Annotated in this window: 27 protein-coding genes; 18 read left to right on the top strand and 9 right to left on the bottom strand. The window is 69.5% G+C overall.

Annotated elements, in window-relative coordinates:
• Positions 1–32: 32 nt before the first annotated feature.
• The gene (locus ACLM5J_RS04200; protein ID WP_413654798.1) at positions 33–1,103 is read left to right on the top strand and encodes a hypothetical protein; all 1,071 of its coding nucleotides are present in this window, start codon (positions 33–35) and stop codon (positions 1,101–1,103) included.
• On the opposite strand, the gene ACLM5J_RS04195 is transcribed toward ACLM5J_RS04200, so the two are convergent.
• Positions 1,075–1,563 carry a glutathione peroxidase gene (locus ACLM5J_RS04195; protein WP_413654797.1) on the bottom strand — a complete coding sequence of 163 codons (489 nt, stop codon included), beginning with the start codon at positions 1,561–1,563 and terminating at the stop codon, positions 1,075–1,077. The two genes, ACLM5J_RS04200 and ACLM5J_RS04195, sit on opposite strands and share 29 nt — an antisense overlap.
• Before the next feature lie 86 nt (positions 1,564–1,649).
• Here ACLM5J_RS04195 and ACLM5J_RS04190 point away from each other — a divergent pair, with 86 nt between their 5' ends.
• Complete coding sequence (locus ACLM5J_RS04190) at positions 1,650–4,439, top strand: DEAD/DEAH box helicase (RefSeq protein WP_413654796.1); 2,790 nt, start codon at positions 1,650–1,652, stop codon at positions 4,437–4,439.
• The gene (locus ACLM5J_RS04185; RefSeq protein WP_413654795.1) at positions 4,436–5,101 is read left to right on the top strand and encodes a hypothetical protein; all 666 of its coding nucleotides are present in this window, start codon (positions 4,436–4,438) and stop codon (positions 5,099–5,101) included. The genes ACLM5J_RS04190 and ACLM5J_RS04185 overlap by 4 nt, the downstream gene beginning before the upstream one ends.
• On the opposite strand, the gene ACLM5J_RS04180 is transcribed toward ACLM5J_RS04185, so the two are convergent.
• Positions 5,094–5,741 carry a TetR/AcrR family transcriptional regulator gene (locus tag ACLM5J_RS04180; RefSeq protein WP_413654794.1) on the bottom strand — a complete coding sequence of 216 codons (648 nt, stop codon included), beginning with the start codon at positions 5,739–5,741 and terminating at the stop codon, positions 5,094–5,096. The genes ACLM5J_RS04185 and ACLM5J_RS04180 overlap by 8 nt on opposite strands.
• 127 nt (positions 5,742–5,868) lie before the next feature.
• On the opposite strand from ACLM5J_RS04180, the gene ACLM5J_RS04175 reads away from it, so the two are divergent.
• The 3 genes from ACLM5J_RS04175 to ACLM5J_RS04165 are packed head-to-tail and all read left to right on the top strand — an operon-like array spanning position 5,869 to position 7,281.
• Positions 5,869–6,561, top strand: coding sequence for a hypothetical protein (locus tag ACLM5J_RS04175; protein WP_413654793.1), 693 nt, complete (start codon positions 5,869–5,871; stop codon positions 6,559–6,561).
• Positions 6,562–6,620: 59 nt separating this feature from the next.
• The gene (locus tag ACLM5J_RS04170) at positions 6,621–6,878 is read left to right on the top strand and encodes a type II toxin-antitoxin system Phd/YefM family antitoxin (RefSeq protein WP_413654792.1); all 258 of its coding nucleotides are present in this window, start codon (positions 6,621–6,623) and stop codon (positions 6,876–6,878) included.
• A gap of 4 nt (positions 6,879–6,882) precedes the next feature.
• Positions 6,883–7,281, top strand: a complete 399-nt coding sequence (locus tag ACLM5J_RS04165) for a PIN domain-containing protein (RefSeq protein WP_413654791.1) — start codon at positions 6,883–6,885, stop codon at positions 7,279–7,281.
• Positions 7,282–7,341: 60 nt separating this feature from the next.
• Here the strand turns inward: ACLM5J_RS04165 and ACLM5J_RS04160 are convergent, their stop codons facing one another.
• Both ACLM5J_RS04160 and ACLM5J_RS04155 read right to left on the bottom strand, forming a co-directional pair.
• Positions 7,342–7,890, bottom strand: a complete 549-nt coding sequence (locus ACLM5J_RS04160; protein ID WP_413654790.1) for a TetR/AcrR family transcriptional regulator — start codon at positions 7,888–7,890, stop codon at positions 7,342–7,344.
• A gap of 9 nt (positions 7,891–7,899) precedes the next feature.
• The gene (locus ACLM5J_RS04155; RefSeq protein WP_413654789.1) at positions 7,900–8,862 is read right to left on the bottom strand and encodes an MBL fold metallo-hydrolase; all 963 of its coding nucleotides are present in this window, start codon (positions 8,860–8,862) and stop codon (positions 7,900–7,902) included.
• A gap of 68 nt (positions 8,863–8,930) precedes the next feature.
• Here ACLM5J_RS04155 and ACLM5J_RS04150 point away from each other — a divergent pair, with 68 nt between their 5' ends.
• The 6 genes from ACLM5J_RS04150 to ACLM5J_RS04125 are packed head-to-tail and all read left to right on the top strand — an operon-like array spanning position 8,931 to position 16,841.
• The gene (locus tag ACLM5J_RS04150) at positions 8,931–10,502 is read left to right on the top strand and encodes a carboxyl transferase domain-containing protein (protein WP_413654788.1); all 1,572 of its coding nucleotides are present in this window, start codon (positions 8,931–8,933) and stop codon (positions 10,500–10,502) included.
• Positions 10,503–10,509: 7 nt separating this feature from the next.
• Positions 10,510–12,534 carry a biotin carboxylase N-terminal domain-containing protein gene (locus ACLM5J_RS04145; RefSeq protein WP_413654787.1) on the top strand — a complete coding sequence of 675 codons (2,025 nt, stop codon included), beginning with the start codon at positions 10,510–10,512 and terminating at the stop codon, positions 12,532–12,534.
• A complete protein-coding gene (locus ACLM5J_RS04140; protein WP_413654786.1) occupies positions 12,534–13,505 on the top strand; it encodes a hydroxymethylglutaryl-CoA lyase in 972 nt (323 codons plus the stop codon). The genes ACLM5J_RS04145 and ACLM5J_RS04140 overlap by 1 nt, the downstream gene beginning before the upstream one ends.
• On the top strand, positions 13,502–14,602 hold the full coding sequence (locus ACLM5J_RS04135; RefSeq protein ID WP_413654785.1) for a hypothetical protein: 1,101 nt from the start codon (positions 13,502–13,504) through the stop codon (positions 14,600–14,602). The genes ACLM5J_RS04140 and ACLM5J_RS04135 overlap by 4 nt, the downstream gene beginning before the upstream one ends.
• Positions 14,599–15,630, top strand: coding sequence for a hypothetical protein (locus ACLM5J_RS04130; RefSeq protein WP_413654784.1), 1,032 nt, complete (start codon positions 14,599–14,601; stop codon positions 15,628–15,630). The genes ACLM5J_RS04135 and ACLM5J_RS04130 overlap by 4 nt, the downstream gene beginning before the upstream one ends.
• Complete coding sequence (locus ACLM5J_RS04125; RefSeq protein WP_413654783.1) at positions 15,627–16,841, top strand: hypothetical protein; 1,215 nt, start codon at positions 15,627–15,629, stop codon at positions 16,839–16,841. Before ACLM5J_RS04130 ends, ACLM5J_RS04125 begins: the two co-directional genes overlap by 4 nt.
• On the opposite strand, the gene ACLM5J_RS04120 is transcribed toward ACLM5J_RS04125, so the two are convergent.
• Positions 16,802–17,500 (bottom strand): EcsC family protein, encoded by a 699-nt coding sequence (locus tag ACLM5J_RS04120; protein ID WP_413654782.1) that lies wholly within the window; start codon positions 17,498–17,500, stop codon positions 16,802–16,804. The two genes, ACLM5J_RS04125 and ACLM5J_RS04120, sit on opposite strands and share 40 nt — an antisense overlap.
• An 87-nt stretch (positions 17,501–17,587) precedes the next feature.
• Here ACLM5J_RS04120 and aat point away from each other — a divergent pair, with 87 nt between their 5' ends.
• From aat to ACLM5J_RS04100, 4 genes are all read left to right on the top strand, one after another.
• Complete coding sequence (aat, locus tag ACLM5J_RS04115) at positions 17,588–18,211, top strand: leucyl/phenylalanyl-tRNA--protein transferase (RefSeq protein WP_413654781.1); 624 nt, start codon at positions 17,588–17,590, stop codon at positions 18,209–18,211.
• Between the two features lie 221 nt (positions 18,212–18,432).
• Complete coding sequence (locus tag ACLM5J_RS04110) at positions 18,433–18,897, top strand: hypothetical protein (protein ID WP_413654780.1); 465 nt, start codon at positions 18,433–18,435, stop codon at positions 18,895–18,897.
• A 100-nt stretch (positions 18,898–18,997) separates the two neighbouring features.
• Entirely contained in the window at positions 18,998–19,495 is a 498-nt protein-coding gene (locus tag ACLM5J_RS04105) for a hypothetical protein (protein WP_413654779.1), read from the top strand.
• A 35-nt stretch (positions 19,496–19,530) separates the two neighbouring features.
• Positions 19,531–19,947 carry a hypothetical protein gene (locus ACLM5J_RS04100; protein WP_413654778.1) on the top strand — a complete coding sequence of 139 codons (417 nt, stop codon included), beginning with the start codon at positions 19,531–19,533 and terminating at the stop codon, positions 19,945–19,947.
• Between the two features lie 12 nt (positions 19,948–19,959).
• Here ACLM5J_RS04100 and ACLM5J_RS04095 read toward each other — a convergent pair whose 3' ends face one another.
• Genes ACLM5J_RS04095 through ACLM5J_RS04085 form a run of 3 tightly spaced genes read right to left on the bottom strand, consistent with a single transcriptional unit; the run spans position 19,960 to position 21,152 of the window.
• A complete protein-coding gene (locus ACLM5J_RS04095; RefSeq protein ID WP_413654777.1) occupies positions 19,960–20,292 on the bottom strand; it encodes a rhodanese-like domain-containing protein in 333 nt (110 codons plus the stop codon).
• 30 nt (positions 20,293–20,322) lie between these two features.
• A complete protein-coding gene (locus ACLM5J_RS04090; RefSeq protein WP_413654776.1) occupies positions 20,323–20,676 on the bottom strand; it encodes a fluoride efflux transporter FluC in 354 nt (117 codons plus the stop codon).
• Positions 20,673–21,152, bottom strand: coding sequence for a fluoride efflux transporter FluC (locus ACLM5J_RS04085; protein WP_413654775.1), 480 nt, complete (start codon positions 21,150–21,152; stop codon positions 20,673–20,675). Before ACLM5J_RS04085 ends, ACLM5J_RS04090 begins: the two co-directional genes overlap by 4 nt.
• A gap of 162 nt (positions 21,153–21,314) precedes the next feature.
• Here ACLM5J_RS04085 and ACLM5J_RS04080 point away from each other — a divergent pair, with 162 nt between their 5' ends.
• Positions 21,315–22,280: a DUF389 domain-containing protein gene (locus ACLM5J_RS04080; protein WP_413654774.1), complete on the top strand. Its 966-nt coding sequence runs from the start codon at positions 21,315–21,317 to the stop codon at positions 22,278–22,280.
• A gap of 30 nt (positions 22,281–22,310) precedes the next feature.
• On the opposite strand, the gene ACLM5J_RS04075 is transcribed toward ACLM5J_RS04080, so the two are convergent.
• A complete protein-coding gene (locus ACLM5J_RS04075; RefSeq protein WP_413654773.1) occupies positions 22,311–23,177 on the bottom strand; it encodes an Fpg/Nei family DNA glycosylase in 867 nt (288 codons plus the stop codon).
• Positions 23,178–23,240: 63 nt separating this feature from the next.
• On the opposite strand from ACLM5J_RS04075, the gene ACLM5J_RS04070 reads away from it, so the two are divergent.
• Complete coding sequence (locus tag ACLM5J_RS04070; RefSeq protein ID WP_413654772.1) at positions 23,241–23,474, top strand: hypothetical protein; 234 nt, start codon at positions 23,241–23,243, stop codon at positions 23,472–23,474.
• Positions 23,475–23,526: the final 52 nt, after the last annotated feature.

The following is a 23,526-nucleotide window of genomic DNA, read 5'->3' as shown; positions in this document are numbered from 1 at the left end:
CAATTCAGCTCGGCACCGGTAGCGTCACGCCTATGAGTCAGCACCCGCCTGAGCACGATCCGTTCCGCCGTTCACTCGGTGATCTCGTCACCTCGGGGAACCTCACCCCTGCCCAGGCGGACGCCGCATGGCGTGCCGGAGTCGCTCAACCGGCGATCCTGCACCGCGGCGAGACGGTCACCGTCGCGCTCGGAACGACCCTGCTGGCGGCCGCCGTCACCTTCGCGTTGTGGTGGAGTCGACCCGACGCCGACCTCGACTGGGCCGTCTACGGACCCGGTCTGGGAGCGGCACTCGGCCTGGTCCTGGTGGCGCTGGCGGCGTGGAAGGTGGTCGGCGACCCGGAGCGTCGCGCCAATCTGATCGCCTGGCCCGGCGCCGTCGGTGCGATCAGCATCGGCCTGATGATCGGCGTCGGGATGGACGACACCACCGGCACGACCTACGTGGTCGGAGCGGTGATCCTGGCGCTCAGCGTGCTGGGCCACCTGATCACGCCGCGCCCGCCGTTCCTCTTCAGCGCGCTTCTCGGCCTGCTGGTGCTCTACCTGCAGGGTGTCGAAGATCTCTTCAGCGACGCCCTCGATCTGGACGAGATCGGCGACAACGCCGGCATGGTGCCCGCGGTGGCGACGGTGCTCTTCGTCGTGGTGATCACGATCCTCGGCCGGCGCTATCTGCCGGGTGGTGAACTGCTCGGCGTCGTGGTCGGCCTGGTCGGGATGGTCTCGTTGACGGTGACCGCGATCGGGCTGGGAGTGGCCGCCTTCTTCTTCGAGATGATCGGTGCGTTCTCGGCCGACTTCTCGGACGGGGAGATGCCCTCCGAGGGCTCGGACCTCTCCGCCGACGCCTTCCACAACGACCTCTGGGTCGTGCTGCTCTGCGGCGCCCTGCTGATCGCCTTCTGGCTCTGGCTGGCGTGGCGTGATGGCCCGGTCGGCTACCGGGTACTGGCGCTCGCGACCGGCGCGGTGTTGGTGCCCGTGGTCTCGGTCGCCCTGGACACCGAACACCCCGCCGTCTGGATCGCCGTTGTGCTGGCCGCCGGTGCGGCGACCTTCGTGGCTGTACTCAGCCGAGCAGTGATTCGATCGCGGTAGCGATCGCCGGGTCGGTCGGCTCGGTGCGCGGGCGGAAGCGGGAGACCGGCGTGCCGTCGGCAGCGACCAGGAACTTCTCGAAGTTCCACTGCACGTCGCCGGCCTCGCCGTCGGCGTCCGGCAACGAGGTGAGGGCGGCGTAGAGCGGGTGCCGACCCTCGCCGTTGACCTCGATCTTCTCGGTCATCGGGAAGCTGACGCCGTAGGTGGCGGAGCAGAACTCGGCGATCTCCTCGGCGGTGCCGGGCTCCTGGCCCATGAACTGGTTGCACGGCACGCCGACGACGGTGAAGCCGCGGTCGCCGTACGTCTTCTGAATCTCTTCCAAGCCGGAGTACTGCGGCGTGAGGCCGCACTTCGAGGCGACGTTGACGACCAGGGCGGGGCGACCGTCGGTCAGCTCACGCAGGGTTGCCGCGGTGCCGTCCAGACGGGCGATCGGGGTATCGAGGATGCTCATGCTCCGCAGGGTAGCGCTCGGTGTTGTAGGGGGTGGGTGGTTGACTCGGGGATTGACATGCGCACGGACGACGAAGGAGTGGTGGCGTGAGCTTCGTGCCGATCGTTGGGCCGGCCACCTTCCACCCTGCTGAACCTCCGCGGGAGAGCGAGATCGAGTTCACCGGGGGCGCTCGCGCCGTCCGGTTGCCGATGCGTGCCGCCCTGCCGGTGCTGACCCGCGCCCGCACCGACGACGCCGCGCATCCGAGCGTGAGCCTGCTCGCCGGTGCCGCGTTGATCGCGATGCAGGTCGTCGCCGCTGGGCGGATCGGGCCCGGCCCCCAGGGCTGGTGGATCCCGGCCCTGGACGAGCGCGACCTCGATCGGCTGCACATGTTGGGGCTCAAAGCTGCTGCCGCCGAACCGGTCGACGGTTCCCATCCCGAGCAGATGTCGGCCGAGGATCGTGCCGCTGCCGTGCTGGGCGCCGTCGTCGACGCGCTGCCGCCGAGCCCGCCGTCGGCGAAGCCCGCTGCGGCCAAGCGGGCGGCGGCCGAGGGCGAGGACGACGGGCTCTCCCGGTTCGCCCGTGCCCGCGCGCGGCGTTCGCTGGCACCGGATCCGACGTTCGTACGGCGGCTCCAGGCCAGGGCGCAGAGTGGCGGTGACTCGGACCTTCCGCAGTTGGTCAGTCTCTCGTTGCGGGTGGAGGCGCCGGAGGAGTCGCTGATCGCGGGTGCCGTCGACCTGGTCCTCCAGGTCCACGATGCGCGCAACTCGCTCCACCTCGCCGACGCCGCGGTCCTCTTCGCGGAGTCCGGCCCCGGTGCCAGTCACGGGTTCGGCGACCGCGCGCGGTTGCACACGATGGTGCTGCTCCGCGAGGCGGCGTTGAGTTGGCCGGTGATCGACCGGTTCGCCGAGCTCCGGGTCCCGGACCGGATCACCCTGGACGCCGACGAGATCCTGAGCTTCCTCGACCATGGTGTCGCGGCGATGCAGGAGCGCGGTGTCGAGGTGCACTGGCCGCGGAGTCTGGGCCGTGAGATCACCTCTACGGCGGTGCTCGGTCCTGGTGGACGTTCAGCGCCGATGGAGCGCGAGGAAGCCTTACAGGACAGCATGTTCGGGCCCGAGTCACTCTTCTCCTTCAAGTGGCAGCTGGCGTTGCACGGCGACCCGTTGACCGACGCGGAGATGGATCAGCTGGCCGAAGCGGCGCAACCGATCGTGAAGCTGCGGGACCAGTGGCTGGTGGTCGACTCGGCGGTCCTGAAGCGGGCCCGGAAGCGGATGATCGGGTCGGTCAAGCCGGCGCAGGCGTTGGCCGCCACCCTGACCGGCGTCGCCTCGATCGAGTCGGCCGACGTCCAGGTCATCGTCGGGGCCACCTTGGAGAAGGTACGGGCGAAGCTCACCGGGGCAGCGACGGCGGAGCCGGTCGAGGTGCCGGTCGGGCTGAAGGCGTCGCTGCGTGAGTACCAACGCCAGGGCCTGACCTGGCTCAGCGAGCTCACCGGGCTGGGCTTGGGTGCCTGTCTTGCCGACGACATGGGTCTCGGCAAGACGATCACCCTGATCGCCTTGCACCTGCACCGCAGGGAGTCACTCGGGATCGAGCGGCCTACGTTGGTGGTCTGCCCGGCCAGCCTGTTGGGCAACTGGGAGGCCGAGATCCGGAAGTTCGCTCCCGGCGTCGAGGTGCAACGGTTCCACGGGTCCCAGCGCTCCCTGGACGGCGTCGGCAGCGGTTTCGTGCTGACCACCTACGGCACGATGCGGGCCGACGCCGAGCGACTGGCGGCGGTGGGTTGGGATCTGGTGGTCGCCGACGAGGCGCAGCACGTGAAGAACGCCCAGTCCGCCACGGCGCGCGCGTTACGGACGATCCCGAGCGCGGCCCGGGTGGCGTTGACCGGTACCCCGGTGGAGAACGAGCTCGCGGAACTGTGGGCGATCCTGGACTGGACGACGCCGGGATTGCTCGGGTCGCGGGCGGCGTTCCGCAAGGTGTGGGCGGCGCCGATCGAGGCGCAGGTCGACCCGGCGATCACCCGCCGGTTCGCCGATCTCGTGCAGCCGTTCATGTTGCGACGCAAGAAGTCGGACCCGGGGATCGCACCCGAACTGCCGCCGAAGACCGAGACCGACCACCTGATCGGGCTGACCCGTGAGCAGGTGGTGCTCTACGAGACGTTGGTCCGTACCTCGATGGAGAAGATCGAGAACGCGGACGAGGAGACCCGCCGCGGCCTGGTGTTGGCGTTGCTGACCGGGCTGAAGCAGATCTGCAACCACCCGGCGCACTACCTGAAGCAGGTCAACCCCCGGTTGCGGGGACGCTCCGAGAAGCTGGACCTGCTCGACGAGGTGGTCGACACGGTGATCGCCGAGGACGGTGCGGTGCTGGTCTTCAGCCAGTACGTGCAGATGGCGAAGTTGCTGCAGCGGCACCTACGCGCTCGCGGGGTGGCCAGTCAGTTGCTGCACGGCGGGGTGCCGGTGGCGGAGCGCGAACAGATGGTGGCTGCGTTCCAGGCCGGCGAGGTGCCGGTCTTCCTGCTCTCGTTGAAGGCTGGCGGCACCGGCCTCAACCTGACGCGTGCCGACCACGTGATCCATTTCGACCGTTGGTGGAACCCGGCGGTCGAGGATCAGGCCACCGACCGGGCCTACCGGATCGGGCAGACCAAGCCGGTGCAGGTGCACCGGCTGGTCACCGAGGGCACGATCGAGGCTCGGATCGCGGAACTGTTGACGCGCAAGCGTTCGTTGGCTGACGCAGTGCTCTCCGGCGGCGAGACCGCGTTGACCGAGCTGAGCGATGCGGAGCTGCGCGAGTTGGTCACGCTACGCCGCGAGGATGCGCGCCGGATGGGTTGGGAGACGCTATGAGCACCGTCACCCACCCGCGGTTCGCGGCGCGGCGGAGCTCCGCGAAGGCCGCTACCTGGTGGGGTCGGGCGTGGGTGCGGGCGGTCGAGGAGGCGGCGTTCTCCGAGGGCGACCTGAAGCGGGGGCGGCAGCTGGCTCGTGGCGGCGCGGTCGGCGCGATCAGCGTCAGTGCGGGCCGGGTGGTCGCCGCGGTCGTGGAACGTGACGACGCCTGGACCGTGACCATCGCGGTGCCCGAGTTGGAGGCTGACAGCGTCGACGCCTTCGTCGAGGTGGTCGCTGCCGAGGCCGGCCGGATCGCGGCGCTGGTCTCCGGGGAGTTGCCGCACACCTTGGTGGAGCACGCCGAGGAGGCGGGAGTCGAACTGCTGCCCTACGGCGGTGAGTTGGCCGCCGACTGCAACTGCGACCACTGGACGCCACCCTGTCCGCATGCGCTAGCCGTGCTCACCCAGTTCGCCTGGCTGGTGGACGCCGATCCCTTTGCCCTGTTGGGCTTACGCGGTCTTGCCCGCGACGAGCTGCTGGCCCGACTCCACGAACTCGGCGGCGCCGGCACCCAGGACGGCAACCTTGAGGAGGAGGCCGACCTCGACTCCGCAGCTGACGCCGTCCGCCGGGCCCGGGAGTTGTTGCTGGAGTCGGGCGACGGCGCTAGCTGAGCCCGAGCGTCGTCGTCTGGCGACGGAGGAAGGCCTCGAAAAGATGGTCGGCCGGGTCGGCGGTGCCGACGAAGTGGCCGGCGATCTCCGCGGTCAGCATGCCGACCAGGGCGGCGATCTCGGCGATCACGGCGGCGGTGCCGGATGGGTCGAGGTCGAGGGAGCCGGCGGTCGGACTGATCTGGCGGTGCAGGGCTGAGGAGTTGAACTCCCCGACCGGACGTCGGGCACCGGTGGTGAGGAAGTGGACGGCGACCGACTCCGCGGCCGGGATGGTCTCCGCGGGCGCGATGTAGCCGGGGATCGGCGTTCCGTAGATCAGTTGGAACTCGTGCGGGTTGCTCATCGACCAGACCCGGAAGGCTCGACCGAGGGTCTCCCAGCGCCTGGCGAGGTTGCGCTTGCGGTCCGCCCCACTGGTGGCGAGTGCTTCGGCGAGGTTGCCGTAGCTCTCGGTGATCATCGCGGTCAGCAGCGCTTCGCGGGTGGGGAAGTAGCGGTAGACGGCGGACGAGACGAGACCGACCTCGCGGGCGATCGCGCGCATCGAGAGCGCGCCGCCCCCGTGTACGGCGATCTCCTGGCGGGCCGCGGTCAGGATCTGCGCGTGCATCTGTTCCCGGGCTTCGGCGCGCTTCATGGCAGGTCCTCTCGTCGGCTGCGACCAGTCTGCCAGAAGAGAGAGCAGTGCTCTTGCATTTCCCGCGACCAGGCGCTTACTCTCGATTGAGAGAGCGGTGCTCTCTTAAATGACTGGAGGGTTGGAGATGGTGGTTCGAGAAGTGTTGACGCAGGCGGCTCGGCAGAGGTCGAGCGCCCGGGTGGGCGAGGTGGCGGTGCTCTCGTCGGGGGTGCTGATGGCTGCGTATCTACTGCTGCGGCCCTACGGCGACACGCGCGGAGTGGCGGCGACGGCCGAGGCGTTCGCCTCGCCCTGGTGGCTGATCGCGCATCTGTGCGGAGTGGGTGCGCTGGCCTGCTTCGCTGCGTTCGCGTGGAGTGTGGCCGGCGCTGATCGGCTCGGCGCGGTGGTGCGCGGCTCGGCGGTGGCGGGCGCGGTGCTCGTGCTCCCTTACTACGGCGCCGAGTCGTTCGGCCTGCATGCCATCGGGCAGGCCTACCTCGAAGGCGACCTGGTCGACCTCGAGCTAGCTGACGCCGTCCGCAACCATGCGGCGGCGATGAGCAGTTTCGGCATCGGGTTGCTGCTGCTTGCGGTCGCCGGCGTGACCTCCGCGGTCGCCGTCGCCCGTTCGTTCCAGCCCGGGGCGGCTGTTGCAACGCGCTACGCCGCCTGGCCGCTCGGCCTCCTGGTGGCGGTCTTCCTGCCGCAGTTCTACCTCCCGCCGTTCGGTCGGATGGCCTTCGGTGTCGCCTACCTGGCTGCCGCGATCTGGGCCTGGCGTGCGCAGACCAAGTGGCAGCTGGCTCCCGCCAACAGGGAGCTAGCTGCCGCCTGAGTGAGCTCCTTGAACTCGTGGTGCTACAGATGTGCTACGTGCCGCGGTAGATTGGACCTATGAAGTCCATCAGCCAGCGCGAGCTCCGCAACGACAATGCGGAGGTGATCCGGTCGGTCGAGCAGGGGGAGTCGTTCCTGGTGACCAAGAGCGGCAAGCCGGTCGCTGTGCTGCGCCCGGTGGAAGGGGCGGACCTCACTCCTGGGTTGCCGATCAGTCAGCCGGCCAGTCGGCGCGTGGACTACCAGGACTGGCCGCGTGTCGAACTGGGCATCGACAGCGCCGAACTGCTCGACGACCTCCGCGACGAGCGCTGATTCGATGCCGGTCTGGTACCTCGATACCTCGGCCGCCTTGAAGCTGGTTGCGGCTGAGCGTGAGTCGGCGGCACTGGCCGAGGCGATCCAGGCCTCCGATGCTCGATTGGTGGCGACTCGGCTGCTGGAGACCGAGATGCGACGTGCCGCGCATCGGGCGCTCGCCCTGCATCAAGATCAGATCACCGCGTTCCTGTCGACGCTCGACCTCTACTCGGTCACCGACGCCGTCTACCGCCAGGCCGGCCTGATGCCCGGCCCGCGCCTGCGATCGTTGGACGCCCTGCATCTCGCGGCCGCTATCGCGCTCGACGTGCACGCGATCCTCACCTATGACCACCGGCTCCAGCAGGCCGCCGCCGAGGTCGGTGTCGTCGCGCTAGCGCCTGGCGCAGTTGGTTAGGTCGCGCGTGGCTCCCGCTACCGGGGAGCACGGTGCGACCCAAGTGGACCCGAGTCGGGCTCAGCTGATGTCGAGGGCGCGCAGCGACATCACTTCGAGCACCTCGCGCATCTCGCCGGCGGGGATCCGGGAGGAGTGCGGCGTGGAGTTGAGCAGGCCGAAGTTGGTGTGCGAGATGGCGCGGGCGCGGTCGAGGGTCAGGGCGCCGTCGAGTTTGCGGAGCTGGTCTGCCCACAGGTCGACGTAGTCGCGTTGCAGGGTGCGGACCCGCTCGCGAGCCTCCGCGGGCAGCGACTGCCAGTCCCGCTCCTGGACGACGATCAGCGCGCGCCGCTCGACGGCGAAGTCGATGTGCCACGAGATCAAGGAGCGCAGCGCGTCCTCGGCGCCCGAGGCCGCCGCGACCCGGCGCTGGCCCTCGTCGAGCAGCTCCTCGCTGATCCCGACCAGCATCGCGGCCAGCATCGCGTCCTTGGACGGGAAATGCTTGTAGAGCGCCGGTCCGGAGATGCCGCAGGCGGCGCCGAGCTCGGCGACGGAGACGCCGTGGAACCCGCGCGCGGCGAACAGTTCCGCTGCGGTCTCCAGGATCTGGTCTCGTCGGCTCACCGGCGCAGCCTACCGAGCCGGGTCGCCAGGTGCCGAAAGATGGTCAAGAAGCCACGGGTCCTCCCGCTGCCACAGCCGCGGCAGATGGAGGCTGACGCCGTCCGCGGCAGCCAGCTCGCGGAAGACCCGCATCGTCACATCGAGGTCGTCGCCGGCGTAGGGCAGGGCGCGCAGCCCGGCATGCTCGTCGGGCAGTGCGGAGAAGAAGTCGTCCCAGTGCGTCAGCACCACGTGCCGGGCGCCGACGGTGCGGACCGTCTCGGTCCAGTAGTCGCGGAGGTACTGCTCCGGTTGGACGCCGAGCTGTCCGATCCCGAGCCAGGCGACCTCCGCCTGCTGCCCGGCCAGTGACCCGGGGACGAAACCCGCACTGCCCTGGACGAGGAGCCGGCGTCCGGAGCTGTGCCGGACCAGGATCGACCAGGCCTCGCCGCACCGGTAGGCGGTGGTCCGCACCGGTGGCACGACGGGGGCGTCGATGGTGCCCGGATAGCGGTCGGGTGGGCAGTGCTCGGAGGCCAGGTGGGTGATCTCCCAGTTCCCGAACTGCTGTGGCACGCCCGACGTCACCACCTCGATCCGCGACTCCGGCAGTCCGTGGCCGCGGCCGATGTTGGCCACCGACTCGCCGCCGACCAGGAGGGCGCCGGTGGTCTCGGCGACGACGGCCGAGTCGAGCGCATGGTCGAAATGGGTGTGCACCGGCAGGACGGCGTCGAGCCGGTCGATGCCGGCGCGGGTCAGCGCGGTGCCGATCCGGGTCTGGTCCGGCTCGATCCGTCCCGCGGCGACCCGGAGCAGGCCGGGGCGGCTGAAGAAGCCGTCGGTCAGGATCGCGGAGGTGCCGTCGTCCAGGAGCAGGGTGCTGACACCGAGGAAGGTCGCGGCGAACGGCGACCGCTCGACGGCGGGTGGCACGGTGAGCAGGTGGGCGTAGTCGGTGAGTCGCGGGCGTCCAAGGCGCAGTCGCATGTCGCGATCCTAGGGTGACTTTCCCGACTTGCTTGCGCCATTCCGTCTGGTTAGCGATCATTAACCCCATGACCGAGATGCGCGATCTCGCCGACGACCTCCGCGAGCGCCTGGCCAAGGCCCACCAGGGCGGCACTGAGTCCGCCCGTCGCAAGCACACCGACCGGGGCAAGTTGCTGGCCCGGGACCGGGTGAACCGCCTGCTCGACCCAGGCAGTCCGTTCCTGGAGATCGGGGCGTTGGCTGCCACCGGCATGTATGGAGCACCCGACGCCACGGGGCAGAACGACCCGGTGCCGAGTGCCGGCGTGGTCTCCGGCATCGGTTCGATCAGCGGTCGCCTCGCCGTCGTCATCGCCAACGACGCCACCGTCAAGGGCGGCACCTACTACCCGATCACGGTCAAGAAGCACCTGCGCGCCCAGGAGATCGCCCGCACCAACCGGTTGCCGGTGATCAGCCTGGTCGACTCCGGCGGCGCCTTCCTGCCGATGCAGGACGACGTCTTCCCGGACAAGGAGCACTTCGGCCGGATCTTCTTCAATCAGGCGCAGATGAGCGCCGAGCAGATCCCGCAGATCGCCGCGGTGATGGGCTCCTGCACCGCCGGCGGCGCCTACGTGCCGGCGATGAGCGACGAGACCGTGATCGTCAAGGACCAGGGCACGATCTTCCTGGGCGGCCCGCCGCTGGTGAAGGCCGCGACCGGCGAGGTGGTCACTGCCGAAGAGCTCGGCGGTGGCGACGTCCACGCCCGCAAGTCCGGGGTCGCCGACCACCTCGCGCTCGACGACGCCCACGCTCTGGCGATCGTCCGCGGCATCCTCGACACGGTCCCGGCCACGCGGATCGCGGAGACCGCGCCGATAGAGGAGCCGGCCGAGGATCCGATCGGCCTCTACGACGTCGTCCCGGCCGACACCCGCACGCCCTATGACGTCCGCGAGGTGATCCGCCGGATCGTCGACGGCAGCCGGTTCACCGAGTTCAAGCAGCTCTACGCCGAGACGTTGGTCTGTGGCTTCGCCCGGATCTACGGCCACCAGGTCGGGATCGTGGCCAACAACGGCATCCTCTTCGGCGAGTCCGCCCGGAAGGGCGCGCACTTCATTGAACTGTGCAACCAGCGCGGGGTGCCGCTGGTCTTCCTGCAGAACATCTCCGGCTTCATGGTCGGGCGCGAGTACGAGAACGGCGGAATCGCCCGCGACGGCGCCAAGCTGGTCACCGCGGTCGCCTGCAGCGTCGTGCCGAAGTTCACCGTCGTCATCGGCGGCTCGTTCGGCGCCGGCAACTACGGCATGTGCGGCCGCGCCTACGACCCGCGGTTCCTCTGGATGTGGCCCAACGCGCGGATCTCGGTGATGGGCGGCGAACAGGCCGCCTCGGTCCTGGCCACCGTCAAGCGCGACGGCCTGGAGGCCCGCGGCGACGAGTGGAGCGCCGAGGACGAGGAGACCTTCAAGGCGCCGATCCGCGCCCAGTACGAGGAGCAGGGCTCCGCCTACTACTCCACCGCCCGGCTCTGGGACGACGGCGTGATCGACCCGCTCGACACCCGTCGGGTCCTCGGCATGGGGCTGGCGGCCGCGGCGAACGCGCCCACGCCGGCCCCCAACTACGGCGTCTTCCGGATGTGAGGCAGCAATGAACAACGAGTTCGCAGAGGCTGGCGACGCGATGGATTTCTTCGACGACGACTACGACGCGCCCGCGCTGCGCAGTGTGCTGGTCGCCAACCGTGGCGAGATCGCGCTCCGGGTCTTCCGGACCGCCGCCGAGTTCGGCATCCGCACCATCGCCCTCTACACCGACCTGGACGCCGACGCCCCGCACGTGATGGCCGCTGACGAGGCGGTCCGGGTCGACTCCTACCTCGACATCCACGCGGTGGTGGCGGCGGCCGTCCATGCCGACGCTGAGGCGATCCACCCCGGTTACGGCTTCCTCTCCGAGCGGGCGGCGTTCGCTCGCGCGGTCGAGGCGGCCGGCATCCGGCTGGTCGGACCGACCGCCGTGGTGATGGAGCAGATGGGGCGCAAGGACGCTGCCCGGGAGATCGCGGTCGCGGCCGGGGTCCCGGTGATTCCCGCCTACGACCTCGCCACCCCAGTGGCGGAGCTCGCCTTCCCCGTCCTGGTCAAGGCGGCGGCCGGCGGCGGCGGCAAGGGGATGCGGGTGGTCCGCAGCGCCGACGAGTACGCCGACGCACTGGCGGCTGCAGCCCGCGAGGCGCAGTCGGCCTTCGGCGACGACACCCTGCTGATCGAGAAGTACATCGAGTCGGGCCGGCACATCGAGGTGCAGGTGATGGCCGACACCCGCGGCAACGTCCTCCATCTGCTCGAGCGCGACTGCTCGACCCAGCGGCGTCACCAGAAGGTGCTGGAGGAGGCGCCCGGCCCGACGGTGACGCCCAAGCTGCGCACGAAGATCACCGAGGCGGCCGTGGCCCTGGCCCGCGCCGTCGACTACACCGGTGCCGGCACGGTGGAGTTCCTGGTCGACAACGCCACCGGCGAGCCGTACTTCCTGGAGATGAACACCCGGCTCCAGGTCGAGCACCCGGTCACCGAGCTCGCGCTCGGCGACTACGACCTGGTCGAGATGCAGCTGCGGGCCGCCGCAGGGCAGGGTCTGGAGTTCGACCAGGAGGACGCCGAGGCGCAGGCGCACGCGATCGAGGCCCGGGTCTACGCCGAGGACTCCCACCACGGTTTTCTGCCACAGGCCGGCACCGCGCGGGTCGTGCACTGGCCCGACGCCGAGACCAGCCGCCTGGTTCGTGAGGACGCCGCCGATGTGGTCCGGGTCGACCATGCGCTGCTGAGCGGGCAGGTGGTCTCCACCGCCTACGATCCGATGCTAGGCAAGGTGATCGCGCACGGCCGCGACCGGGAGACCGCGCGGCGCAACCTGCTCGCGGCCCTGGACGAGACCGCCATCTTCGGGCTGACCACCAACGCCGGTTTCCTGCGGCAGCTGGTGGCCAGCGACGAGTTCGCCGACGCGACCATCGACACCGCCTGGCTCGACCACAACGAAGTGCCGGCACCTGCGCCGGAGCTGGCCCGGGCACTCGCCGCGCACGCCGTCGCCGACGCGGTCCTGGGCCAGGGCGCCGGCCCGTTCGCCAGCGACGCCTGGCGTGCCTCGGGTGACCAGGTACCGGTGCTGGTCGAGCTCGACGAGCCGATCAGCGTCGTCCGGGACGGGACGGTGTCGCAGATCGGCGAGTGGAAGATCCGCACGCTGGACCGGGTCCGGTTGGGCGTCGGCGCGGCCGAGCGGCTCGAGGTCTCCGTGGACGGCGAGCGCGAGGTCGTCTTCGTGGACGGCGGGCTCAACTCGGGTCATGCGGTCGAGGTCGTCCACCGCGGGCAGCGGTTCGTCTTCACCCGCCCCGACCCGTTCGCGCCCGCCGGCCACGAGTTGGCGGAGGGGGAGCTGACCGCGCCGATGCCGGGGACCGTGCTCGCGGTCTCGACGGAGGTGGGTCACCGGGTGCAGGCTGGAGAAGCCCTGGTGATCATGGAGGCGATGAAGATGGAGCTGACTCTCAAAGCACCTTTCGACGGCGTCGTGGCGAGTGTCCATGCCGCCGTCGGGGATCAGGTGGCGCTCGGTGCGCCGTTGGTCGTCGTGGAGCCTGAGCAGACCGAGGCGCCGTGATGAGTGAGATCTCGCGCGCCATTACTGCGTCCTCGGCGGCTATCTCTGCGCCCTCGGGGCTGCCGGCGGAGGTGACGATCTGGGAGGTCGGGCCGCGCGACGGGCTACAGAACGAGAAGACGATCGTCCCGGTCGAGGTGAAGGCCGAGTTCATCCATCGGCTCGCTGGGGTCGGGCACAAGGTGATCGAGGCGACCAGCTTCGTGCACCCGTCGTGGGTGCCGCAGTTGGCGGACGCCGAGGAGCTCCTGGAACGCCTCGCCGGTGAACAGCGGGTGCTGCCGAACCTGCCGGTGCTGGTGCCCAACGAGCGTGGCCTGGACCGGGCGTTGAGTCTCGGCGTCGAGCAGATCGCGGTCTTCGGCAGCGCCACCGAGACCTTCGCGAACAAGAACCTCAACCGCACCTTCGAGTCGCAGTGGGCGATGTTCGAGCCGACGATGGTGCGGGCCAAGGAGCAGGGACTCTACGTCCGCGGCTACCTCTCGATGTGTTTCGGCGACCCGTGGGAGGGTGCGGTCCCGATCGAGCAGGTGGTCACCGCCGGACGCCGGTTGCTCGACCTTGGCGCCGACCAGCTCAGCCTCGGCGACACCATCGGCACCGGGACGCCCGGCCATGTGAAGGCGCTGCTCCGCGCCTTCGCCGACGCCGGGGTCGGCATCGACAAGATCGCCGTCCACTTCCACGACACCTACGGTCAGGCGCTCGCCAACGCCTATGCCGCGATGCAGGAAGGCGTCACCACGCTGGACGCGAGCGCCGGCGGGCTCGGCGGCTGTCCCTACGCGAAGAGTGCGACCGGCAACTTGGCGACCGAGGATCTGGTCTACCTCTGTGAGGGCCTCGGGGTCCGTACCGGCGTCGACCTGGCCGGGTTGGTGGAGACCAGCGTCTGGATGGCCGCTCAGCTGGGAAGGCCGAGTCCATCTCGGGTGGTCACGGCACTTGGGGCAGAATCTCACCCATGAGCCGGGCACGCGTCTTCTTGCACATCGGGGCGCCCAAAACCGGGACCACCTATCTGCAGGACCGACTCGCCCGCAACGCGCGACGGCTCGCCAAGCACGGCGTGCACTATCCGAGCCCCAGCGTCTTCGGTGACACCTCGCTCTTCCACTTCCGGGCCGCGCTCGACCTCCTGGGTGCGGATTGGGGCGGTCCCCCCGGCCATGCCGACGGCGCCTGGCAGTCGATGCTCAAGCAGGTGAGGCGCCGTAGCGGCACGGTGGTGATCAGTCACGAGATCCTGGCGCCGGCGAAGCCGGATCGGATCCGCAAGGTGATGTCCGACCTGGCCGGCCACGACGTCCACCTGATCTACACCGCTCGCGACCTCGCCCGGCAGGTTCCGGCCGGGTGGCAGGAGAGCATCAAGCAGGGCAGCACCTGGCGCTTCGAGCGCTACCTTCGCCGGGTGGAGAACGGCGGAGCCTGGTTCATGCGCGCCTTCGACCTCCCCACGGTGCTGGGCAACTGGGCCGCGGAGTTGCCGAAGGAGAACGTGCACGTGATCACGGTCCCCGGCCCGCAGGCACCCCGCGAGGAGCTGTGGCACCGGTTCTGTTCGGTGCTCGACATCGACCCGGCCTGGGCTCCCGACGACGCGGAACGGGTCAACGAGTCGATGGGCATCGAGGAGACCCAGGTGCTGCGCCGGCTCAACCGCCGACTGGTCGCCGGGGAACAGGTCCAGCAGCGCTCCAAGGATGTCGACCTGCTGCTCCTGCAGCTGGTTCAGCAGGGTGGGTTCGCGGGCGGCAAGCGTCGGATCGAGCTCCCGCCGGACCGGCACCCCTGGGCTTCGGCCCAGGCGCAGCGGTGGATCGACTGGCTGGGTGCCTCGGGCATCGACGTCGTCGGCGACGTCGAGGAGTTGCGGCCGACACCGCCGGACCCGGACGCCGTCTGGAACGACCCCGACCGGCCGCGCCGCCGTCGCCTGGCGCGGGCCGCGATCGCGGCCCTGGAAGCGGTCACCCTGGAGGCCGCCCGTCGCCCGGTGCCGGAGCAGGGCGTGTTGCCGCGCGTCCGGGCCGGGCTCGACCGGATCAGGAACGACCGATGAACGCCGACTCCGCAGGTCTGCGCCGCGGCTGGGCGTGGGTGGCGCATCTCCGAGCGGGTGGGACGACGCCGTGGCACGAGTTCACCGGTGATGCAGCGTCACAGGGCCCGTGGCTGCCGGGCGCGATCCAGTTGGAGTTGGCCCGCCGGGTGAACCTGGCCGGAGACCCCCAGCCGGACGTCGTCGAACGGGTGTTGGCGGCGAGCGCACCTGGGCGTGGACTACCCGACCTGGAGCTGATCGGCGCGGACAACGGTTCCGCGTTCGGGCCTCGCCCGGTCGACCCTGCGCAGGTTCCGCTCAAGGAGCTGATCCGGCTGGGCACCGGGGTGCTCGCCGAGGAGCTGGCGCAGCGTGATCCGGCGCCGGTTTCCACCCGGCGTCGCCGCCGTGCCCGGCACCATGTCGAGGGGGACCCGCTACTGGTCCACCGGGCGGTCGGCGGACTGCGCGAACCACGCAGCGAGGGCGGTCGGTTGACCGTCGTCGGCACCTCGCTGGAGACGATGCTCTACGACGTCTGGGCGATGCGGTCGTTGACCGGGGCAGTTCCTGCGTGGGGGCGCTGGGTGCGCAGGTTCGCCGAGACGAATCGGCTTCCGGTCGGGATCGACCTGCCGACGTTGGCGCGGCGGTGGAGTCGCCAGTTCGGCCGCGAACACGTGGTGATCAGCGTGGAGGAACCGACGTCGTCGCCGGCTCCGGAGGCGGTCGAGGCGGTCCGGCACGTGGTGACGGCCCTGCGGGTGCTGGTGCCGGCCGACCAGATGCACCGGCTCCGCGAGGGGCTGCTGAACCCGTGGGCGTTGGCCCAGCCCGGCGAGGCCCTCGGGGTCCGGGCGATCCAACGGCCTTGGCTGGAACGGAACGCCGGGCTGATGGCGGACCGGATCGTCGCCGCTGGCTACCCTGTTCATGGAGACTTGGGGATTCTGACGGCGTTCTCGGCGAGTAACGCAGCGCCACGTCCGCAGTTGGTACTCCAGTCAGTTGTCACGCTCCTGCGGGAAGGATGGGATCAGCGGTGAGTCGCAGGCGAGTGATCCTGCACGTCGGTACGCCCAAGACCGGTACGTCCTATGTGCAGGACGTCTTGTTCAACAACCGGATCAAGTTGCGGGCCGAGGGCCTGGCGTACCCGGCGGAGCGTTTCGACGGCCACTTCCTGGCCGCGCTCGACCTGATGCGGCTTCCGTGGGGCGGTCTCGAGAAGGAGGCCGTCGGCGCATGGGACGCGCTCGCAGCGGAGGCGCGGCGTTGGCCCGGCACCACGGTGATCAGCCACGAGATCCTGGCGACCGCCTCGCGCAGCCAGGTGAAGCGTGCGCTGGAGTCGCTCGGTCACCCGGAGACCGAGGTCCATGTGGTGCTCTCGGTGCGTGACCTGGTCCGCCAGATCCCGGCCGAATGGCAGGAGAACATCAAGCACCGCCGCACGTTGAGCTACCAGGCGTTCCTCGACCAGCTTCAAGACCCGGAGCGCAGCGGCAACATCGCGACCTGGTTCTGGGGCGTCCAGGAGGTCCCCGACATCCTGGACCGCTGGGCCTCCACCCTCTCGCCGGAGCAGGTGCACCTGGTCACCGTGCCGCCGTCCGGCGCGCCGAAGACGTTGTTGTGGGAGCGGTTCGCGACCGCCTTCGGCCTGACCGGGATCGACCTGGACCTGCATGTCGAGCGGGTCAACGCCTCACTCGGGGTGCCGGAGACGGCGCTGATCCGGCGGATCAACAAGGCGGTCAACGCCGAGGTCGAGCCGGCCCACTACCGGCCGCTGGTCCGTGAACTCCTGGCGCACCAGACGTTGTCGCACCGGACCGGTTCGCCGCGCCTCGCGCTGCCCGAGCCGGTCTGGGAGTGGGCACGCGACCTCTCGCAGAGCTGGGTCGACGAGATCAAGAAGCGTGGCTATCACGTGATCGGCGATCTCGACGACCTGTTGCCGACCGGTGAACCGCCGAAGTTCAGCAACCCCGACCGGCCGCGGGAGCGTCAGGTCAACAAGGCTGCGGTCGAGGCGATCAAGGCGTTGCTGCAGGAGAACGTCCGGATGCGCGAGCACGAGGAGCAGTTGCAGCAGCGGCTCGCCGACACCGAGCAGGCGTTGGAGCGGGCCTACCTGCGGCCCACCTACCGGATGCGGGAGAAGGCGGTCCGCAAGCTGGAGGACTCCGGTACCGGACGGCGTGCGATGAAGCTCTACCGCTTGGCGCGCGGGCGGAACTCCGAGTCGGCGTAACGGCCGAGCTTCCAGGTGGCGTAACCGTCGGCGCAGAGACCGACCATGCCACCGGCGATCGGTACCTTGCGGGCGACCGTCCCGACGACCTTCTTGCCGGTCACCCGGGTGAGCAGCTCGTTGGCGACCCGACCCGCGATCTCCTTCTCCAGTTGGGGATCGAGGGCGCCGCCGGTGGCGAGCTGGATCGGGGTACCGGGGAGCTTCTTGCTCTTCACCAGGGTGCGAACCTGATCCTCGCCGAGCAGGGCGGCCAGGATCGCGGCGCGGACCCGGGGGTCGTGCATGTCGTGGCCGCGGAGGTCGGCGATACAGGCGATCATCCGGGACTGGATCAACGCCAGACCGGAGACGTTGGTGGGGATCGTGACCGCTGCGGTGACGATGCCACCGAGGTTGGTGACGAAACCCTGCGCGCCGGCGTAGCGGACGTGCCGTTCGATCACGTCGTGGATCGCGCGTTTCACGTCGCCGTCGGCCTCACGCTTCACCTTCCAGGCGGTGAAAGCGGCCGGCGGGAGTGCGGGCGGAACGCCGCGCACCGCCCGGTCCAGGGCTTCGCGGACGAAGTTGCTGGTCAGCCCCGGGGCGGCACCGTTGAGCGCCACACCGGCCAACTTCGGGGTGAGGGTGGAGGTGAGCTTGCTGCCGATACCCATGCGATCCATCCTAGGGGCGTAGGTCACAACTAGGCTTGCGTTGTGCAGGTAGAGCCTCCGTCGACCCCCTGGGTATTCCCTCCCGTCTTGCCGGGGACCGAGGACCTGGTCGCGATCGGTGCGGACCTCGAACCGGGGACCCTGCTCTCCGCCTATCGGGCCGGGTACTTCCCGATGCCGTTGGGCGACGTCGACGAGGTGGATGGGGAGTTCGGCTGGTGGTGCCCGGAGTTCCGCGGTGTCCTGGAGCTGGACGGGTTGAAGGTCTCGCGCTCGTTGCGGAAGACGGCCAGGCGCTTCGAGATCCGGATCGACACCGCGTTCGCTGCGGTGATGGAGGGGTGCGCCGACCCTGCCCGCGACGGCGCCTGGATCTCGACGGCGATCCGGCGCGCGTACGAGGAGCTGCACCGGCTGGGCTGGGCGCACTCGGTCGAGGCGTGGGCCGACGGCGAGCTGGTCGGCGGTCTCTACGGGGTGGCGGTCGGTGGTCTCTTCGCCGGCGAGTCGATGTTCCACCGGGAGCGGGACGCCTCCAAGGCGGCGCTGATCGGCTTGGTCGAGCATCTGCAGGCGCAGGGCGGGAATCGGTTGATCGACGTCCAGTGGCAGACCGAGCACCTCGCCACGTTGGGTGTCGTCGAGCTGGAGCGGGCGGAGTATCTGCGCCGGCTTGAGGAGCTGCAGGAGACCCCGCCCGCGTTCTGGTGACCACCGTCACGGCCCCGGTTGGCCGAATTTTCTGCGGTTCGCGCTCAGGAAACGGAAAATCGGCATGTTTCAACGCGGAGATCGTGGGAAGAAGTGTCCGCGATGCCTGAAGGCGTCACGTGCTGGACGCCAGATCGTTACGGCGATGTGGTGGCCGCGCAAGGCGACACAGGCAGGGTGCAACGGCACCCTAAGTCACCTATCGAACAAGGGGAATGAACGTGAAGCGACTTGCACTGGTTGGAGCCAGCCTCGTACTGGTGGGCGGCATGGCGACCGCATGTGGCAGCGCACCCGAGGACGCCGACAAGGGCGACTTCTGCAAGGCCACCGAGAAGTTCCTCTCCTCGGAGAACGAGGACGACTTCAACGACGCCAAGGACAAGCTGAACGACGTCGGTACGCCCAAGGAGATCAAGGGTGACGCCCGCAAGGGCTTCGAGCTGCTCGCCGACGTGAAGTGGGACGAGCGCAACGACGACGACTTCAGCAAGGACGAGCAGAAGCAGGGCGAGGCGTTCGTCACCAAGTACATGGAGCTGTGCGCCGACACCAACGCGCCGACCGGTACCGACAGCGACGCGCCGAGCGAGCTGCCGAGCGACCTGCCGAGCGAGCTGGAGGACCTCCCCAGCGACCTGCAGTCGCAGCTTGAGGATCTCCCCACCGAGATTCCCTCGGAGTGATCTGAGCGCAGTTCTACCAACTGCGACTGACGGGCGCCCTGGCATGGCCAGGGCGCCCGTTCGGCGTTGTGGGTGCAGGCATCTCTGGCATGCTGGGGATATGAAGCGACTGGCTGGTTGGGGTGCACTGGTGGTGCTGATGGGCGCCGCGTTCACCGGATGTTCGGACGACGACGGCGACTCTGAGGCGCGCGACAAGGGTGCGAGCAACACCGAGAGCACCGACATCGCTGCGGACGCCGACGCCAGCGGCGACGACGCGACCGGCGACGACGGTGCTACCCGCACCGCAGACGAGTCCGAGTTCTGCGGCGCGATGAACGACTTCTACGGCGTGCTCGGCCAGGACGACGCGAAGGGTTTCGAACAGGCGCGTACCGCGCTCGTCGAGCTCGGGGCACCGGCTGTGATCGCCGACTCCGCAGGTGAGGGCTACCAGGTCTTCATCGATCTGGTCGGCGCGATGGACCCGGCCGACGTCACGTTGCCCGAGGACAGCACCGCGGACGAGCAGAAGGCGTTGGCCACCTTCGGTGACGCCTACTTCAAGCTCTGCATGGACGCCACCGATTCGGAAGAGTTCGGCGAGCCGGAGTGACCACGCGCGAGCGCTGAGCATGGGAGGGTTTTCCCATGAAGCGACTCGCGTATGTAGGAGCCAGCGTGCTGCTGGCGATGGCGGTGACCGCCGGCTGCTCCGACGACAAGGACAGCGATGGCGGTGGCAAGGCGGAAGTAGCGTCCAAGGACGACTTCTGTGCCGCCATGACGAAGCTGACCACCGCCGCCCAGGGCGACGAGGAGAAGCCGTTCCGCGACGCGCTGTCCGACTTCGTCGACACCGGTGTGCCGGAGAGCGTGAAGGGTGACGCACTCAAGGGGTTCGAACTCTTCACCAAGGCCCTCGACGGCGTCGATTGGGAGAAGCGGTCCGAGAGCCCGGAGCTGCCGGCGGCCGACCAGAAGCTGGTCGCCGCCTTCATCAAGGACTACTCCGCGTTGTGCGTCACCGCAGATGACGGGGGAGACCAGCCCAGCCCCACCGAGTGAGGCGCGGGTGACTCAGAAGACCTGAGGCGGCTGACCGGTCGAGCTCACCATGGGCCGGCCGGCGGCCTCCCAGTCGAGCATGCCGCCGTCGAGGTTGACCACGTCGCGGCCCTGGCCGGCGAGCCAGGCGGTGGCCTGTACCGAGCGGCCGCCGACCTTGCAGACCACCAGGGTCTGGTCGAAGGGAACCTCGTCGACGCGGTTCATCAGCTCGGAGAGCGGGATGTGCAGGGCGCCGTCGATGTGCCCGGCATCCCACTCGATCTGCTCACGCACGTCGAGGATGACGAGTCCTTCGGGCAGAGGGTTGGGGACGCCGTCGATGGCCACGGTGGGAACCTGCATGGAGCCAGCCTAAAGGGCGGTACCGATCAGCTAGAGAACTGTGCCGATCCCGTAACCCACGGCCGCGCAGAGCAGGCCCGAGGTCACGCTGACGATGAGCAACGCGGACGCGACGGCGGCGCCGCGTCGGCGGGTGACGTCGAGGACGTCGTAGCTCAGCGTGCTCCAGGTGGTCAGCGCGCCACAGAATCCGACGCCGAGCGCCAGGATCAGGTCGGTCGGGGCGTTCGAGGCGACGAGCAGGCCGAGGATGAAGGAGCCCGCCATGTTGACCAGCATGGTGGCGCGCGGGATCCCGGCGGTCGTCGGCGGCAGAGCCGCGGCCAGCAGTTGACGGGCGCCGGCACCGAACGCAGCGCCCAGACAGACCAGGAAGACGCTCACCCCCGCCTCCCGAACCGTCGCTCAGACGCGTCGAACCGTCGCTCAGACGCGCCGAACCGTCGCGAATCCTGATCGCGAGGCCACCAGCGTTCGCCGACGAGCGAGCCCACGACGACGGCGAGCACTGCGGCCACGACGGTGGCCACCAGGTAGCAGAGAGCGCGGACCGGGTGGCCGGCGTCGACGTGCGTCACGACGTCCACGGCGTAGGCGGAGAAGGTGGTGAAACCGCCAAGGACGCCGACGCCGAGGAACGGCCGGGCCAGAGCGGGTGCGGTCCCGGAGGCGACCCAGGCCATCAGCACGCCCATCAGCGCCGAGCCGCCGACATTGATCGCCAACACCGTCCAGCCGAACTCGCTGGTCGGCGTCCGCTCCTGGAGTTGCCAACGCGCGACGGCGCCGAGCATGCCGCCGAGCATCGCGGCCAGCAGGGCCGCGCGAGGAGAGGCGACAGGCGTCGGGCGTGGGGGCATCGAGCGGTCTGCTCCTGCAGTGCGCGGGTGGTGTTGGTCCAGGCAGCATAGAGCGCGAACGCGTGACGGCGGTCGGCGTGGGTTCGCCCAGCTGTGCATCGGCTTGTGCGATTCTGCACGCGGCGGCCCGATCGGGTCGGCGGTGAGCCGGGGAGGTCGACTGTGCAGCACGTACGGATCACGACGCCGCCGGAGCTGACCGATCAGGTGCTGGAGATCTTCGCCGACGATCCGGCGGTGAGTCAGTTGTCCGTGGTCCGCGGTGCCTCGCTGCACCCGGCCGGCGACATCGTCGACGTCGACGTGGCCCGTGAGGCGGCGAACGACTTCTTGGATCGCCTGGATGCGCTCGGCGTTCCCGAGCGGGGCACGATCCACATCGTTCCGGTGACCTCCTGGGTATCGCGGGAAGGGTACGAGGCTGAGCGGCGGACCCCGGGCGCGAGCGCGGACGCGGTCGTGTGGGCGGACGTCACGCAGCGCGCCTACGAGGAGTCCGAGCTCAACTGGACCTACCTGGCCTTCATGACCCTGGCCACCTTGCTGGCCTCGATCGCGATCGTCATCGACTCGCAGGTGTTGGTGGTGGGCGCGATGGTGTTGGGGCCGGAGTTCGTGCCGATCGCGGCACTCGGCCTGGCCGCGGTGCGCCGCCGCGGCGCGCTGTTTCGGATCGCGGCCCGGACCTTGCTCGTGGGGTTCGGGGTGGCGATCACTCTGGCGACGGTGGCTGCTCTGGTCGCACGGGCGTTGGGTTGGGTGGCCCTCGACGACGTCACCGGTCCGCGCCCCGGCACGGACTTCATCTACTCGCCGGACAAGTGGTCGTTCATCGTCGCGGTGATCGCGGCAGCCGCGGGCGTGCTGTCGTTGACCTCGGCGAAGGTGGGCGGCCTCTCGGGTGTCTTCATCTCGGTGACGACGGTGCCTGCCGCCGGCAACGTGGCGCTCGGGATCGCTTTCGGTGTGGGGCACGAGATCACCGGCAGCGCCCTGCAGTTGGTGCTCAACATCAGCGGCATGGTGGTCGCCGGCTGGGCCACCTTGGCGGTGCAGCAGGCGTTGTGGACGCGGCGCTCGGTGCGTGAGGCGCGGGCGGCGAGCCGGGCGCGGGCGACGAAAGACTGAGGCTGAGAGCCTTCTGACTCGATCTCGGCGCTACTTCAGCAGCTTGCTCATCCGGCGATCGGCGAGCGGCTTGCCGCCGGTCTGGCAGGTGGCGCAGTACTGCAGGCTGGAGTCGGCGAAGCTGACCTCGCGGACGACGTCGCCACAGACGGGGCACTTCTTCCCGGTCTGGCCGTGAACGGCGAGGTTCGACTTCTTCTCGCCCTTGAGTTCGCTCATCGCGAGGCCGTCGGAGCGGGCGACGGCCTCGCTGAGGGTGTCGCGGATCGCGGCGTAGAGGGTGGCGAGCTCGTCGTCGTCGAGTGAGTTGGCCGGTTTGAACGGCGACATCTTCGCGGCGTGCAGGATCTCGTCGGAGTAGGCGTTGCCGATGCCGGCGATGGTGCCCTGGTGGCGCAGGACGCCCTTGAGTTGGGAGCGGCCCGCGACGTCGAGGATCTCGGCGAATGCCTCGCTGGTGAACTCGTCGGCGAGCGGGTCGGGGCCGAGTCGGGCGATACCGGGGACGTCGGCAGGGTCGCGGACGATGTAGATCGCCAGGGACTTCTTGGTTCCGGCCTCGGTGATGTCGAGCCCGGAGTCGTCGTCGAGCACGACCCGGGCCGCGAGCGGGGACTTCCCGCCGGGCTTGGCGGGCAGCTTCGGGACCTCGTCGCGCCAGCGGATCCAGCCGGCCCGGGCGAGGTGGATGACCAGGTGCAGGCCGCCGGCGGTGATATCGAGGAACTTGCCGTGGCGGGTGACGCCTTCGATGAAGGTGCCTTCGAGTGCTTGCACCGGAGGGTCGTAGGTCTTCAGTGCACTGAAGGCGGCGAGTTGGATGGCGACGATCGCACGGCCGTCCAGACGCCGGGCCAGATCGGCACTCAGCGCCTGCACCTCTGGTAGCTCGGGCACGGGTTCACCCTACCGTGGGACCTGGACGTGATACCCGTCACACTGATGAGGCATAATGTCGGTATGTCAGGGAGTTCCGTTGCTGCCGAGGGGTCTGTCTTCATCGACGACCGCGGTAACGGTCGTGCGCTGAGGCTGACGTGGCACTCAGAGGCCGACGTGGTGGTGCTGTCGTTGTGGCGTGAGCGCTTGTGTACGGGGAGCTTCCGGCTGCGGGCCGAGGAGGTCCCGGCGCTGATCGCGGCGTTGCAGGCGGGGATGGCTGCGGCGATGCAGCCGGCTGAGTTGATCGCCTGACGGCGCTTCTGGCGGTACGCGTGACACTCGGAGTCCCGGTGGTCGAGAGGCC

The organism is Nocardioides sp. Bht2 (assembly GCF_047308515.1).
Lineage (GTDB): Bacteria > Actinomycetota > Actinomycetes > Propionibacteriales > Nocardioidaceae > Nocardioides.
Note: the sequence above shows the minus strand (reverse complement) of the source record. Positions and strands in the feature narration are given on the sequence as shown.